The sequence below is a fragment of the Westiellopsis prolifica IICB1 genome, from assembly GCF_004323185.1.
Lineage (GTDB): Bacteria > Cyanobacteriota > Cyanobacteriia > Cyanobacteriales > Nostocaceae > Pelatocladus > Pelatocladus prolificus_A.
Genome location: NZ_NAPS01000001.1, coordinates 1,934,738 through 1,951,104, shown reverse-complemented (window position 1 = coordinate 1,951,104; position 16,367 = coordinate 1,934,738). Strand labels below are relative to the sequence as shown.

The 16,367-nt window shown below is 40.4% G+C and carries 10 protein-coding genes; 3 read left to right on the top strand and 7 right to left on the bottom strand.

Annotation, left to right across the window (positions count from 1 at the left end):
• Positions 1-568: 568 nt before the first annotated feature.
• Positions 569-1,930, top strand: a complete 1,362-nt coding sequence (locus B4U84_RS08255) for a PrsW family glutamic-type intramembrane protease (RefSeq protein ID WP_131116848.1) — start codon at positions 569-571, stop codon at positions 1,928-1,930.
• A gap of 46 nt (positions 1,931-1,976) precedes the next feature.
• Here B4U84_RS08255 and B4U84_RS08250 read toward each other — a convergent pair whose 3' ends face one another.
• The 3 genes from B4U84_RS08250 to B4U84_RS08240 form a co-directional block, all read right to left on the bottom strand.
• A complete protein-coding gene (locus B4U84_RS08250) occupies positions 1,977-2,555 on the bottom strand; it encodes a Uma2 family endonuclease (RefSeq protein WP_131116845.1) in 579 nt (192 codons plus the stop codon).
• Positions 2,556-2,590: 35 nt separating this feature from the next.
• On the bottom strand, positions 2,591-5,863 hold the full coding sequence (locus tag B4U84_RS08245) for an efflux RND transporter permease subunit (protein ID WP_131116842.1): 3,273 nt from the start codon (positions 5,861-5,863) through the stop codon (positions 2,591-2,593).
• 95 nt (positions 5,864-5,958) lie between these two features.
• The gene (locus B4U84_RS08240) at positions 5,959-7,335 is read right to left on the bottom strand and encodes an efflux RND transporter periplasmic adaptor subunit (RefSeq protein WP_131116839.1); all 1,377 of its coding nucleotides are present in this window, start codon (positions 7,333-7,335) and stop codon (positions 5,959-5,961) included.
• A gap of 1,209 nt (positions 7,336-8,544) precedes the next feature.
• Here B4U84_RS08240 and B4U84_RS08235 point away from each other — a divergent pair.
• Positions 8,545-9,081, top strand: a complete 537-nt coding sequence (locus tag B4U84_RS08235) for a phycobiliprotein lyase (RefSeq protein WP_131116837.1) — start codon at positions 8,545-8,547, stop codon at positions 9,079-9,081.
• Between the two features lie 138 nt (positions 9,082-9,219).
• Here the strand turns inward: B4U84_RS08235 and B4U84_RS08230 are convergent, their stop codons facing one another.
• Together B4U84_RS08230 and B4U84_RS08220 are read right to left on the bottom strand one after the other, a co-directional pair.
• The gene (locus tag B4U84_RS08230; protein WP_131116831.1) at positions 9,220-10,929 is read right to left on the bottom strand and encodes a diflavin flavoprotein; all 1,710 of its coding nucleotides are present in this window, start codon (positions 10,927-10,929) and stop codon (positions 9,220-9,222) included.
• Positions 10,930-11,128: 199 nt separating this feature from the next.
• On the bottom strand, positions 11,129-12,847 hold the full coding sequence (locus B4U84_RS08220; protein ID WP_017309091.1) for a diflavin flavoprotein: 1,719 nt from the start codon (positions 12,845-12,847) through the stop codon (positions 11,129-11,131).
• 359 nt (positions 12,848-13,206) lie between these two features.
• Between B4U84_RS08220 and B4U84_RS08215 the strand changes: the two genes are divergently transcribed.
• The gene (locus B4U84_RS08215) at positions 13,207-14,004 is read left to right on the top strand and encodes a pantothenate kinase (protein ID WP_044452315.1); all 798 of its coding nucleotides are present in this window, start codon (positions 13,207-13,209) and stop codon (positions 14,002-14,004) included.
• 11 nt (positions 14,005-14,015) lie between these two features.
• On the opposite strand, the gene B4U84_RS08210 is transcribed toward B4U84_RS08215, so the two are convergent.
• Together B4U84_RS08210 and B4U84_RS08205 are read right to left on the bottom strand one after the other, a co-directional pair.
• Positions 14,016-14,825: an alpha/beta fold hydrolase gene (locus tag B4U84_RS08210; RefSeq protein ID WP_044452316.1), complete on the bottom strand. Its 810-nt coding sequence runs from the start codon at positions 14,823-14,825 to the stop codon at positions 14,016-14,018.
• A 99-nt stretch (positions 14,826-14,924) separates the two neighbouring features.
• Positions 14,925-15,419 carry an NUDIX domain-containing protein gene (locus B4U84_RS08205; protein ID WP_017309088.1) on the bottom strand — a complete coding sequence of 165 codons (495 nt, stop codon included), beginning with the start codon at positions 15,417-15,419 and terminating at the stop codon, positions 14,925-14,927.
• Positions 15,420-16,367: the final 948 nt, after the last annotated feature.

The following is a 16,367-nucleotide window of genomic DNA, read 5'->3' as shown; positions in this document are numbered from 1 at the left end:
AAAGCGATCGTTTTTTGCCTTATACCTCCTGACTTGAAAGTGGGTGTAGGAGGAGTCCTATTTTCATGCTTGGCGGTAATTTTTTTTTCATTGGGACTGCCTTTTGACTGCTGATACTAGCTATCTAGTAATTCAAACAATTGACCAACTTCAAATTACGGAAGTTTAGTAAGAATAAATTAAGTTTGATTGAGTGCATCCACAGGTTATACTGTTTCACTAATTAAGTTTGATACATTTAGCTACCAAGGAGACGAGAAGGATAAGAGAAGGAGAGGATTTGTATCAAAAGTTGTGTGAAATAGCACTGGCTAAATGCTCAATAAGTGTCACACAAAATTTCTAGTCGTTTTATTTGATGGTTTAATATACGAACAATCATTGTTATTATTTTGATGATAAATAATCAATAATTTTAGCTGTATCAAATCAACTTTGAAACTGTTCGATATACTTTTATAATTATCTTAATGTTTAAAAACTTACTATATTTTTTACACAAAATGTGTAAAAAACACATATTTTTTGTGTATAGATAATTACTATTGGCTGGTAGAGGAATAGCCTAATGAGTAATGCATTTCTACGTATGGTTGCTGGTAGTGAAGAGTATTCTTATTCACTGCTGACTACTGGTGAAATGGTACTGGGACGTGATCCTAATAGTTGTCAGATACTCCTAGATTCCAATGTTTACACGATGGTTTCGCGGCGTCATGCGACGATTCGCCCATCTCCAACACCAGATGGAAGAACTAGCTTTTTACTATGCGATCTCGGTAGTGCGAATGGAACTTATTTAAATGGACAGATTTTGCAGGGGTGTCAAGAACTGCAACATGGCGATCGCATTACTCTAGGAAGTAACGGCCCACAATTCTTTTTCGAGTATCAGTATCAGTACAATCCCCAACCACCTTTAGGAACACCACAGCCAGAACCCCCAAAAACGACAGCAGCGTTTAACTATTCACCACCTTCACCCAGTAATAATGACGACACTAGCTTATCGCAACTCATCCCGCTTTTGTCTGCACCCAAAGATTTAACTCAAAAAGCGTACTTAGTACCAGGAATTATTACTGTTGTCTTCGTAGTACTACTATTTTTTGTGCAAGGTTATTTATATCAAATATTACTAGGAAGTTACTTAGGTGGTGCGACCCTATATTTTATCTACCAGTTATGTGGCAAACCAAAACCTTGGTGGGTACTAATTGTTTCAGCAATAACCACAATAGTTGTTTTGGTTAGTCCAATACTAAATCTTTTTATATTCGTGTTTCGCGGTATTTTACCAGGAAGCATACCTGAAGATCCCAGTAACCTCAGCTTTCCAGAGTTATTTATTCGCTTCTTTTTTGGTGCTGGCTTGCTAGAAGAATTACTCAAAGCTTTACCCATTATTGGATTTTATCTGATTGGCAAATCCCTAGCATCTCCTAAGCGAGAACGGATCGGTGTTTGGGAACCCTTAGACGGAATTTTGCTCGGTGCAGCTTCCGCAGTGGGATTTACTTTGTTTGAAACCTTGGGTCAATATGTACCTGGTAGGATTGCAGAAGTAGCTCAAGAGATGGGAACAGAAGCTGGTTTGGGAGCAGGGTTGCAGTTACTGATTCCGCGAATACTAGGCGAAGTTGCAGGACACATGGCTTGGAGTGGCTGGTTTGGATATTGTATTGGTTTAAGTATCCTCAAACCGCGTCTAGCTTCCCGAATTCTACCCATAGGTTACTTAAGTGCTTCTGGGTTACACGGTTTATGGAACAGCAGTGCAGGTTTGGCGGGTTCGTTGGGAGTGTTTGTTTTAGGGTTATTGGTAGTAGTCGGGGGAATATCTTACGTTTTATTGGTGACAGCAATTATCAAAGCACGGGCTTTATCGCCGACGCGTGAGCAGAATTTCGCGACTCGCTTTTTTAAGTAAAAAGTTTCTGTCACTAATTACTTTTTGCAAATTTGTATAACTGAAACTACTGCCACACTGTTTTCAAATCTAAAATAAATCCAGGCAAAATATCTTCTCCTGATAAACTAGCAGGAAGCTGTAATATTTCTGTTTCTTTTCCTTGTCGATAAATTTCGACACGGCTAGTTTTTCTATCAATTAACCAACCAAGTTTTACCCCTGCATCGATATATTCTTGCATCTTTTTTTGTGTTTCTTGCAAGCTATCAGTGGGGGACATTAACTCTAAAACAAAATCAGGAGCAATGGGGGGAAATTTTTCCTTTTGTTCTGATGTTAGTGTATCCCATCTATCTTTTTTGATCCAAGCAACATCGGGGGAGCGGTCTGCACCATTGGGTAATTTAAAGCAAGTCGAAGAATCAAACACTTCACCCAATAGAGTTTTTTCATTCCAAAAAACAAATCTAGCAGTCAATCTAGCATTGTATCTCCCAGTTTCTCCCCCGGTCGGTGACATTATAATGATTTCTCCCAAAGCATTACGCTCAAATTTAACATCAGGATTATCTCGACACAATTGATAAAATTGGTCGTCGGTTAATTTAATGATGTTGTTGAGGTTAAATGTAATAGCAGTCATAATGCTTTGACCTGAGCAACACAGATAATTTTAGTTTAGATTTTTCTCAACTTTCCCAAACGCATGATCACAGAGTTTATCCATTTCCAGGTCAATATCTCATGGAGCAAAGTATAAAAACAAGGAATGATAAACAGGGTTAACAATGTTGCTAAGGACAATCCTGCAAACACTACAATACCTAAAGGTTGTAAAAATTCCGAACCTTCCCCAATTCCCAATGCTAGAGGAAACATACCTAAAACTGTGGTAATTGTAGTCATTAACACTGGGCGTAAACGTTGGGGAGCAGCTTGCAAAATCGCTGTTTTACGATCAACGCTTTGCTGCTCGCGAATTTGATTTGCTAACTCCACCATGATAATAGCGTTGTTCACAACGATACCTACTAGCAAGACTGCACCGACAATCACTGTTGCACCAATGGCAGTTTTGGTAATGTAAAGTCCGAAAATACCCCCTGCTAATGCCAAGGGAATTGTAAACATTATTACCAAGGGATCTATTAAGGAATTGTACTGCACAGCCATAACTACGAAGACTAGAAAGCTGGCTAATCCTCCCAACAACCATAAAGAGTTCTGTAATTGCTGATTAGCTTCTGCTGTCTGACTAGGTAGGATGCTCACACCTTGAGGTAATTTTAAGTTATTCAATACCTCATTCACTTGTGCTTGGGCATCACTGAGATTTGCTCCTTCGCTCAAATTACCAGCGATAATGAAAACCTGACGCTGGTTAATGCGTTGAATTTCTGAAGGAGCTTGAGCATCGACAATTTTTGCAACATCGCTGAGACGGATTTGGCGATTATTTTCTACAAATAAAGGTAATCTTTGTAATTGGGAAGGCGATCGCACAGATTCTTCATTTAATTGCACCCGCACATCTACAAGCCGATTATTGCGTTGGAGCTGTGTTGGTATGCTACCTTCAATGGCGGTTGCAATTGTGTCACCGATTTCTCTAGCAGTTAATCCCACTGCTGCAACTCTTTCCCAATCTGGACGGATTTGCAGTTCCGGTTGACGTGCATCAGCATCGGGACGGAATCTGGCTAAGGTTACTTTTTCTTCTAAAGTTCCTAGTAGTTGCTGTCCAGCTTGCTGTAAGGTGTTTGCATCATTTCCTTGCAGAATTATGTCAACTTCTGCTCCCCTGACTGGAGAGTTGGTGAGAATTAAACCGCGTACTTGTCCAGGAGCAACGCGCAAACGCACACCTGCTAAATTTAGTTTGTTAAATTCTTGGGTAACTCGTTCCACATAGGCTTCTACATCAGAACCAGGTTTAAGGGTAATGGTACTAGAACTCCGTAGGGGATTTTCGCTAGTGTTGCTACCAAACAAACCACCACCAATTGTGGAAAATACGTATTCGGTTTCCGGCTGATTTTGGAGAATTTCATCAACCGCAGCCATGACTTTTTGATTATTTTCTAAAGGAGTACCGGGAGGAAACTGAGCAAATAAACTTGCTTGTCCAGTGTTGATCCGGGGTAGAATTTCTTGGGGAATTTGCGGTGCTACCCAAAAACTGCCACCACCTAATAAACCGATCGCGATCGCTACTGTGATCAAGCGAAAACGCAAAATTTTACTCAAAAAACCACCGTAACTTCTAGTTGCAGCATCAAAACGGCGATTAAACTCCCGAAGAAACCAAAAATTACTCAAACCGCTGGAAATTCGCCATGATAGCATCCGAGAAGTCAGCATCGGTACTACAGTTACTGCAATTAAAATAGAAGCAGCAACAGCAAAGCTAATTGTCAGAATTAGTTCATTGAATAACAGCGAAATAAAGCCGCCAACCAGCAAAAACGGCAAAACTGAAACTAAGTTGGTGCTAGTAGAAGCTAGCAAAGCTGATTCTACCTCTTGGCTACTTTGTTCTGCTTGTTGAATCAGTTGCCATGAACTGAGGCGAGTTCTGGTATCTTTACCAGGAGTCATACCTGCACCTTCGGCAATATTCTCCAGCATGACGATAGAGTTATCCACCACGATACCCACGCCCAAGGCTAAACCACCCAAGCTGAAAATATTTAAAGATAGCCCAAATAATCCCATCAAAATGATCGCTGCTAAAGTTGCCAAGGGAATTGCAACTACAATAATTAGAGTTTGCCGCACCGAACCCAGAAATAACAGAACTGCGATCGCGGCTAGTGCTGCTCCGATTAAACCAGAACTGGTAACGTTAGAAATAGAATTACGGATAAACCGTGATTCATCCAAGGTAGGTGTGAGAACTGTTCCTTCTGGAATAACGCCAGATTTTCTCAGTTCTTCGATTCGCTTTTTGACTCCATCTACAACATCTATGGTGTTAGCATCCGGTTGCTTTTGAATGCTGACTTTTACTGCTGGTTGTTTATTGAGTAAAACGAACAAACGTTGATTTTCTGTACCATCAATCACTTCCGCAAAGTCACGTAGGTAGACGCGGCGACTTGGAGTAGAAGTTGTGGAAGTAGAAGAAGTAGTGGAAGTAGTGGAAGTAGTGGAGGAAGTTGAGGAATTCGAGGGAGAAGAAGAAACTTCAAAAGAAAGATTGCTGATTTCATCCGCACTTTGAAAGCGTCCGACGGTGCGAGTGAGAGGTTCAGAATTTTGCCCAAAAATTCGACCACCAGAAACATCTTGGTTACGGTTGGTGAGTTCGTCGAGTACATCTGTTAAACCAACACCAAGGGCTTGCAAGCGATCCAAATCAATATTAACTCTAACTTCTTCTTGCACTCCCCCCGATACATCTACTCCCGCGACTCCAGATACAACACTGAGTTCACGGACTAGTTCTTCTTCAGCAAATACACGTAAATCTACACCTTCTAGCGAAGGTGAAGTGAGCGCTAATTCGTAAATTGGTGATTGAGAAGGATCAACTTTAAATATACGGGGTTCTTCAATTGTGTCTGGTAAGCCACTTCTAGCTCTATTAAATGAGGCTGTAGCATCGTTGAGGGCTTGGTCAATATTACCCCCTGTTTGAAAGAACAGATCCAAATTTACCTGTCCTTCACGGGTTTGAGAAAAAATTTGCACCACACCCTCAGTAGCCGCAAAAGCTTCTTCCAGTGGTCTGGTGATTTCATCAATCGCTACCTCTGGTGAAATTCCAGGGGCTTCTAATCGCACACCAATGCGGGGATAAGTAATTGATGGCAGTAAATCTACTGGTAAATTAGTAATATAAAAGATACCCATTACCATGACTGCCAAAGTAAGCATCAGTGTACCTATGTGTTGACGAATCGAGAGGGCGCTGACACTAAATCCCCCACTTTTTTTTGTTGCCTGCATTTTTTTATATTTAGAGTAGATAAAAATATTTTTTGTTGTACAGGCAAAGTATTTCTACGAAGATATTTATACAAATACTTCGCCCCTACTTATATTTATTTCCCCGTCGTCATAGCGTCCAATTTTTCCGAAAGTATTGAAAGACGTACAGCATCCCCTTCTTTGAGAGGCTTACCACTGCGTACTACGTACTCCTCATTCGGTTGCAAACCAGAGATAATTTCTACATTGCCATCATTAGTGTTACCTAATTTTACGGTTCTACTTGCAACCGTTGTTTTGCCTTGTTCTCGCTTCACGACAAACACCTTACCCTGATTACTTTCTGGTTTCGAGTTTGGATTTCGGTTTTGCTTATTTCCCCCTCCTGTCTGAATTGCAGTTAAAGGTACTACTACTTGTTGTTGTCCCTTTTGAGCAAAATTCACTCTTGCTAAAAGTCCACTACCGATTTTTGCTCCATTATTGGGAATCACTATTTCTACTGGTACTAAACGAGCTGTATTGTCAGCAGCTGGGGAGATACGTGTCACATTTCCAGCGTATGTATTATCACCAAAAGCATCTAACCGTACTTGTACTGATTGTCCCACCTGAATATTTGCCAGTTCTAATTCGGAAACTTGGACTATAACTTTGACACGGCTAAAATCGCCGATTTTTAGAACTTCATTCCCTGGTTGCAAAAGATTTCCGGGTTCTGTAACTTTTTCTAAGACTGCGCCCGCAATCGGAGATACTAGTTTGGCATAGGATCGGCGTTCTTTGGCTTCTGCTACTAAGGCTTGTTGAGCTGTTAATCTTCCTTTCGCAGCAGCAACAGCTTGTTGTTCTGTACGTACTTGTTCCTGTGCGGCGCGGAAAGCTTGTGTCGCCGTTTGAGCGTTGGTGCGTGCTTGTTCAGCTGCTTGTTGAGCGATCGCTCCTTCTTTGAGGAGTTTATCTTGTCTTTGGGCATCGGCAAGGGCTTGCGCTACTTCTAATCGCGTCCGTTCTACCTCAACACGCGCATTACTCACTTGAGCATTCGCCCTTGCGACTTCTGATTTGAGAGCTGCGAGTTCGGCTTCAGCTTGATTTAAGGCTGTTCGTAGTAGCGTCTCATCTACCTGTCCGACTACTTGATTTTTGGTTAAAACATCGCCGACATCTACATTTAAATCCAAAAGCTGCCCTTCAATTTGCGATCGCAGCGACACGGTACGGAATGGTGTAGTAGTACCAGTGTATTCTAATAGTTGTTGCAGATCATCTTGACGAGCGATCGCCACATCTACAGGTGTTGCACTATCTGTTTGTCCAGATACACCACGACGTTCTTGTTGAGCTTCCGCAGATTCTTTGGGAAGTGATCCACAACCCCCCATCAACAATCCTACACTCAGCCAGGAAACCACCAAGAATACAGATGAGTTTGGCAATAAAGGTGAATTTTTAACTAATAGACGCAGCTTATTTCCGTCGCAAATCATTATGTTTGGCTCCTACTGAGGCGGTTTTTGCCTAATCACAGCCGCCGATAACTAGTCCTAATTTATAGATGTTGTTGTGAATATTACTCAGGCTATATGAGAACAAGGGAAAATACCCTTGAATAAACACAAAAGCGTAACTTTTATTTCATTACATTTACTAAATTTTATGTATTTTTAATTACCTATTATTAGACAAAGCATATCAAAGAAGATGTCCCTATTACAAACTCGGTAAAATTTCATCTACCTGATACAATTATTAATACAGTATAAATATTTATGGTTTAACTTGTCTCTACTTAAAGGCATAAGAGTGACATACTCCACACACTCCTATCGACGGTGAGTGTGGGCTTGTCAATTACTCTTCTATGAAGACATTAATTGAGCTTTGAGGGCGTGTATCCCACGCGCCTTGATGTTAATAACCGCATTTTTATTTATCATAGAAACCACACCTAGTAAGTACATGAGAAGAAAGTCATGTGTACACCCATGACTTAAGTCATATTTTTACCAAATTTGGCGGAATACCCCAACCGCTAGCGATGACCCTTCGACTTCGCTCAGGGTTGACGGTGAGCGAAGCCGAACCGTTGATTGGGGAGTGGAGCGGATGAGGGGACTCCTGTAGGGGCTTGGTCATGTAGAGACACGCCTTAGCGAAGCCATGCGCGACAATGCTATTGGCGCGTCTCTACAGGTTTAAATGCCAATAGATTTATCTTCAAAGAAGCAGTATTGAAAAGCATTCAAGTGAAATTGGATGAAACGAAGAGACCAATGGGATTTAAGCCACATTTTTAACACAAAAATCTGTTTTATGAGTTGTGAAGCTAATTTAAAACTCTCAAACCTGATTTAAAACTCTCAAACCTGATTTAAAACTCTCAAACCTGATTTAAAACTCCCAAACCTGATTTAAAACTCCAAAACCTGATTTACTTTGTACAGAGGCGTAAACGCTCGTAAGAGCGGCGTAAGAGTATAGTCCAATACGCTTGGTAATCAGCCCACAATCCGGAGTATAGTCGCGTCTGTGCTAAATTTTGTAGAAATTTTTTCTAGAGTTGTAGCAAATATATCAATAACTCTTCCTGCTTTGAGATTATATTAAAAAAAGTAAAACTTTTGGAAAATAGGATACACAATGTGAATGTCCTTGTATAACCAATTCTAATTAACTGGGCGCGAGGAAGGCTAACTGTGACATCACCACTACAAATATTACAAACAACCGACGAATCTCTGCTTGCGGAATTTTTTCAAGCATCTGTGGGTAAATGGTACTCAGAACGCCGCTATTACACTCTTCCAGAGGGAGAAACCAAAGAAATGGTAAGTGTAATTACGATCAAATTTTTGGATTATGGATGCGAAAAATTACGTAACTTAGCTGAGATACACGGCTTACCGGATACAGCAAACTTAACCTGTGGTGCTGAAGTCATATGGGAAAGCACTAATTCGATTTCAGGAAAGAAAGAATCCAACGGAACAACTTTATTTGGGGCTTTAGGTAACATACTGTATCGCGATCGCGGTTTCGCCACAACTAAGCCAGTCACAGCCCAGTATTACTTCCCCAATCCCACAACCTTATGTTTGCGAACCGAGTACAATAATTCAGTATTTGAGGAAGAATTAAAGCTAGTCGGTACCAAGTACCGCACACGCCAATCTATCATTTCTCGCGCGGGTGAACAGTTGATGATTGGTCAATATTTGGAAAAACGGATTTAAGGTGTGTAGAGACGTGCCATGGCACGTCTTGCCATGGCACGTCTCTACAAGATTCATATGTATCGCTATTAACGTGAAATGGTATTAGTGGTTAAAAAGTAAACATATTAACCACTAATTAACTTTAAGATGTAATATTTAATAATGATTCCCTGACTTGCGATAATGCACAGCTGTAACACCATCGTCTAGAACCTGACCATTATCTACAGTCGCATAAACTAGCCAGTGATCGCCTGCTTCCATCCGAGTTTCTACGGTACATTCAAGGTAAGCTAACGCATCTGTAAGAATGGGATTACCATTTTCGGCTTCTGTAGTAGCAACACCCTCAAAACGATCTTGTGCTGGGCCAAAGGGTTTTAGGAAGTGCTTCATTAACCCTATATGATTCCCTTCTTTTAAAACATTAAGGACAAATTTGTTACCAGAGTGTGTTAAAGGTTCAACAGCCCGATCTTTAGCAACAGCAATAGTAAAGCCAGGAGGATTAAAGCTAGCTTGAGATACCCAAGAAGCTAACATAGCGCTAGATACATCCTCTCGCTTAGCTGTAATCACGCACAAAGAACCAAGAATTCGCCCAACAGCTTGTTCGACATTGGTAGCAGGTTGGCTGGAATTACGTACTTTTTTGGCTTTTTTCAGTGCTTGAGCAAAGTCTGTTCCAGCTTCTTCACAAGTTTGTAAAGTGACATCGTTGGGTTTGAATTTGACTCGGATAGGTTCAAAGCCAAACTGATAACCAGCATCTTTAAGTTTACCTTCAATTAGATCAATAGCTTCGCCACTCCAACCGTAGGAACCAAACACACCGGTGAGTTTATTTTTAGCAGCCGTGGAAAGCACAATACCCAAAGCAGTTTGTACTGGTGTAGGTGCATGTCCGCCAAGGGTAGGAGAACCAATGATAAAGCCTGCTGCTTTCTCAACAGCAGCTTGAATCTCACTAGGTTCGGCGACTTCACAGTTAATAGATTCAACGCTGACACCGGCTTTCGTAATTCCGTGGGCGATCGCTTGTGCTAATGTTGCGGTATTTCCGTAAGCGGAAGCATAAATTAATGCCACTGTAGTATCTAAAGATGTCTGCTGCTGACTCCATTCCCGATAAGCTTTAGTTAGATCAATTAAGCCATAACGCACCAAAGGCCCGTGATTGGGCGCGTACATTCTCACCTGCAAATCGACCAATTTGTCCAATGTAGTTTCGATTTGACGGGCATGGGGAGCCATGAGACACTCAAAATAATAGCGTCTGTCTTCAAGAAAAGCTTGCCAACCTTCATCAAATACCTGATCGCCGCAGATATGCGCCCCAAATAGTTTATCTGTGTATAAAATTTCTGACTGGGGGTCATAAGTGCAAAGTTGATCTGGATAGCGGGGGTTAGGCGTGGGAATAAATTGCAAATGATGACCTTTGCCTAAATCGAGGGTTTCTTCCCCACGTTTAACTAGAATTGGCAAATCTGGATTTTCCAATGCTCCCCGCAAATTGATAGCTCCTGGATTAGAACAAACAAAAGTTATCTGCGGCGCACGTTCCAGTAAAACTTTGAGAGTAGCAGCACGATTCGGGTTGACATGACCAAGAATCACATAATCTATCTGTTTTAAATCAAACCGTTTTTGGAGTGCCTCTAAGTAAATTTCCGTAAACGTTTCCCCTGGTGGGTCAATCAGGGCAATTTTATCCCCTTGAATTAAATAAGAATTTGCAGTTGTACCCTTAGCGAGGGCGTATTCAATTTCAAATCTCAGACGAGTCCAACTACGCGATCGCAATATGGTTGTATCTGTTGCAATGGGGAGAATTTGAACGTCGCGAGGTTTTGTGAATGTCATGGTTTTTTAGGGGTAAGGGATTGGGGATCGGGGATCGGGGATTGGGGATTGGGGATTGGGGATCGGGAACTGGGAACTGGGAATTAGAAATAGCTGATCAGGAACTGGGGACTAATTTATTTCCTAATCCCCGATCCCCGATCCCCAATCCCCGTTCGCGTAGCGTCTCCTCTGGAGAATCCCCGATCCCCGATCCCTTCTAATAATGATTTCCAACTTTGCGATGATGTACAGCAGTTAAAGCTTCTGGCTTACTCACCCGTCCCGCTTCAACTGTACTGTAGACAATCCAGTGATCGCCGCAGTCCATCCGACTGGTAACTTCACATTCCATGTATGCTAAAGCGTCGGTGAGAATTGGTGTACCGTTTTGGGCTGGCTGAGTTCTCACTCCTTCAAAACGATCTGCACCGGGGGGGAAACGTTTGAGGAAGTGTTTCATTAAATTTTGGTAATTACCTTCTTCCAGCACATTCAACACGAATTTATCGCCCACCTGCATCAGTGATTCGATCGCCCGATCTTTTGCTACTGCAATCGAGATTCCCAAGGGTTTGAAGCTAGCTTGACTCACCCAAGATGCTAGCATGGCACTTTTAACATCGCCTTTTTGAGCAGTGATGATGTACAATCCACCGCTAATTCTACCCAAAGCCTTATCTAGGTCAGCATCCAGGGCTTTCATCTGTTTGATGCTTTTATCCCGTGTCACCCATTGTCCTAAGTCTGTTCCCGCTTCTTCTAACAGCTTGTAGGTGTTTTCTGTGGGTGTTTCTCGAATTTGAATCGCTGGGAAGGCTGGTGTTAAACCCAAATCCCGGAATTTATTCATCAAGGGATAAATCGGTTCATCATCACCACCATTGGATTCAAAAATCCCCACAGCTTGTTTTTCTTTCGTAGAACCCAAAACAGTGCTGAGGGCGGTTTGTGTTGCTGGGTTAGATACTGGTGGTGTACCAACAACAATTCCTGCACAACGACCAACAATTTCCCGGAGTTCTTGCAAGTCTGTGGTTTTGAGGTCTACTAATTCTACTGCTACACCTGTTTTGGTAATACCATTAGCAACAGCTTGTGCTAGGCGATCGCCCCAACCATAACCAGGAACGTAAAATACGCCAACCATAGTTTCTGCTTTGGTTTGAGATTGGCTCCAAGTGCGGTAGCGTCCGGTTAATTCTTCAACGTTGTGGGAAAGTAGCGGCCCGTGACCTGTGGCAATCATACCGATTTTTTCCAGTTCGCCCATGCGCTTGAGGGCTGACAGCACTGACCGGGCATTAGGAGCCATTAAGCATTCATAGTAAAATTCAAAATCTGGGGATATGGCTTCTAAATCTTCGTCAAATGTGGCATCTGAACAATAATGCAACCCAAAAGCATCGCATGTGAAGAGAATTTCGGTTTTGTGGTCGTAGGTAAAGATCGTGTCAGGCCAGTGTAAGTTTGGGGCAATCACAAATTCTAATTCGTGACCGTTACCTAAATCTAGGCGATCGCCATTTTTCACAATCCGCCGTTTGAAGGGTTGATGTACCAAGTCTTCCAAAAACTGAATCGCTACCTTGGAACCAACAACGGTGATATCTGGGGCGAGTTGCAGGACATCTTTAACTAAACCACTGTGATCTGGCTCAGTATGACTGATAATTAAATAGTCAATGTCTGCTGGGTCTATTTGATTTTTGAGGGTATCTAGATATAGCTGGCGAAATTTTTCGTGAGAGGTATCAACTAAAGCTATTTGCTCACCGCGTACGATAAACGAATTATAGGTAGTACCGTTTTGCAGACCGAATTCAATATCGAAGCGATCGCGATCCCAGTCCAGAGAACGAATAGCTGTTGTTTCCAACGCAATATCAGTGACCTGGATGGTCAGTCTTTTTTTCGGATTTTCGGCGAGTGCTACCATAACTGCCCTCCATAGCGAATGAGTATTTTTTCCTGTATTTATATTTTGACACGAGGTTATTGTAAATATTTATTAAATAATTTATAGATTAGTTAAAAAAAGCTAAAAGTATAAATTTCTACTAATAAAAAGAGTGAGTCAGAGTTCACAACTGGCTAAAATTCAAAAATTTGGGTGTTGTCTACTGAAGATGGTTAGAGTCTCTTGTCACTTAATTAAGTAACCTTAGATAGAAGAAATGTATAACTGTATTCTTATAGTATGGTTTTAGCAACATTGAAAGTGCCATCCACAAAGATTGTATTGCGATTGCTCTCTTTCTGGCATTACTAAGAAATTTTAGGAAAATTCTTACGTAGATGTACTCAGAAAATTGGTTAGCTTTAATAATTGGTAATTCTCGCTTGCACTGGGGTTGGTTTGAAGGTAAAAAACTTTGCCATACCTGGAATACAGAACGTCTTCCTAAGTCGTTTGTATATGAATTATCTCAATGTCGAAACCTTAACGAAATACTCAACAGTCTTTCTCTGACTCCCCAAAACCTCCATACCCTCCATACTCCCGAAGTCCCCATTCCCCTCCTGCTTACCTCAGTAGTTCCTAGTCAAACAGCATTATGGTTAACTTACCCAAATGTACGTATTATTACTATAGATGAAATACCCCTCGAAGGTATGTATCCTACTTTAGGAATAGATCGAGCTTTGGCGTTATGGGGTGCGGGGGTAACTTGGGGTTTTCCCATGTTAGTAATAGATGCGGGTACAGCATTGACTTTCACTGGTGCTGATGAAAACCAAAATCTTGTTGGGGGTGCGATTTTACCGGGATTGGGTTTGCAAATAGCAACTCTTAACCAAAAGACTGGACAATTACCAAATGTGGAATTACCCCCAGATTTACCGCAACGGTTTGCACTAAATACTCCACAGGCCATCCAAAGCGGGGTGATTTATACCTTGTTAGCTGGAATCAAAGATTTTGTTGAGGCTTGGTTGCAGTTATTTCCTCAAAGTAAGATTGCTATTACTGGGGGCGATCGCACTTTTTTAATCAACTATCTACGATCCCATCTACCACAGATAGCAGCACACATAATTGTAGAACCAAATTTAGTATTCTGGGGAATGCGAGAAATTGTAGCTAGTTGTTAGTTATTTATTATCTATCCTTTAATAAAATCCCGAATCTCTCCAGCAACAATCGCCGCACACTTTTCCGGCAAATTTTCTCCTACGTGATCGATGATTTTCAGATTGGCTTGTGGAATTATTTTTGCGTAATAATTACTCTTATCCAAGACATCTGGAGAGTCTTTCCCACCCTGTAAAATTAAAACAGGAACTGTTATAAAATCTAATTTATCTTGTACTAATTCGGCACGAATTTCTGGTAATTGACGTAAGAATAATAACTCACTACCTGTTGGATTTTGCCGCATTAATTGTTGTTGTTGCCAATCCTGTTCTATTTGCGTCTCTAAACCCAGAATTTTAGTCAAAGGACGAAGTATTCTTAATATTTTAAATATCCACAAAGGACGTTTCATCAAACCCTGTAATTTTTGACAATTTTTGTCTAATGCTTCAGTTTCTACACCTTCTGGTGCTAATAATACTAAGCCATATACTTGTTCTGGATACTTTAAAGCATAACTTGTAGCAATCCAACCACCAAGAGAATGCCCTACTAAATATACTCTTTCTAATTTTAAAGCTTGTAAGAATTCAGCCAGACATTCTATTTGCAAATCTATCGAGTAGTGAATATTAGGATAGTCCGATTCACCGAAGCCGAATAAATCTGGCGCAAAACAATGGAAGCCTAATGAAAGCATTTCCATCACTGCTACCCATTCACTACTATCATTCCAAGCACCATGCAAGAAAACTACAGGTATTCCATCCCCAACTTCACGCCAGAATAATAACCCTTGAGACAACTTTCTCCGAGAGTTACGAAATAGGTTATTCATTTTTAATTTAGTAATTAAGTTTTAAAATTGTAAATTGATAGTAAATAGTAGATAGTAGTTAGTGAAAAATTTTAACCACTAACCACTAACCACTAAAAATTATGCCAGTGTTGTTAGACCTTTTAAGTAGTCGTCTAATTGGCGATTATGGTCATGAGACATAAACTCTTGAGGTAAAGATTCGAGAGGAAAAGCCTGGATTTCCATTACTTCTAATGTGTCTTGAATCTCCATTTTTCCTTGTACGTCTGCTTCCACTACAATACAAATTGAATGGATTCTTGGATCACGGTCTGGAGCAGAGTATACTCCTACTAATCGCCTAATCCTGACTAATTCTAATCCCGTTTCTTCCATCAGTTCTCGACGGACTGAATTCGGTATATCTTCTCCCCAGTCTACCATCCCTCCAGGTAAAGCCCAACGACCATTATCTCGCCTTCGGATTAGCACTATTTGACCATCGGGTAAAATAGGAATAATACTTGTACCGGGGATCGGATGACGGAAAATAATCCCCAGTACAGTTTGTCCAAATCGCCATAAACTACGTGTGCATTGGATTGCCACAGTAAAAAAAGCCAGAACGTTCAATCTTCAAATATTGGTAAGTTATGTGTGTTGTACTTTGAAGTTATCCACTAATCACATTTACTCAACTAAATTGTTAAGTATGTTCTTATACAATAAGATTTGTGATTTTGGGATTGATTCTAATGCTTAGGTTAGAACATACAAATTTTAACATTTACTTTGCAGGAATTAGAGTGAATGTGAGTATACATAATTTAGTTTTGCTAAACAAGCTATAAGTTAGATAAAAACAAAGAAGTATAGTGATTTTTCTATAAGCTGATGTGCGCTTAGATTAAATATTCTTGCGTTAGGACTGTCCATGGTCAAGGTCCAAAGTCCAAGCTAGTCTTTGACTCTGGACTCTTGACAACCTGATCGCAAAATATACAATTTAAATGCATAACAGCTTAAAGCTAATCTAATTTTTTATAAAGATGTATAACCTTATTCTAGGATGGGTTAAGCCTTATTCAAAAACTTTATAATAATCTTTGCTTTCTGCATATAACAAATAATTTTATTCTTTTAATATAGAAATATATTCACGAATTCTAAAACAAACAGATATATTGTTTTATAGTAATGATTTAAAATTTTACTCTTCCGTGTTAATTGTATACAGTAATTGCAATCATATTTTTTTGTTAAATAACATTAATAGTAATTTGTATTATCTAGTTATAAATTACAAGTGAGCTAGAGTTAGGGTTAAGCACATTGCTGATATATTAATTTTTGCTCGGTGATAATTTATAACTTATATTAATTTCGCGTCCTATTTTATCACTTACTGTCATTAATACTTCTAACTAAGGATAGAGTTAATAAGACACAGAATCGGAATTTCAGTTGACAAAATCAATAAACATACGTTAGGATGTATTGCTGTTTAACAGTACAAGATATAAAAACCTACCGGGTCAGAAACCCCATGCCTAAAGATAGGGTCTTAAAAAACCTTAATCT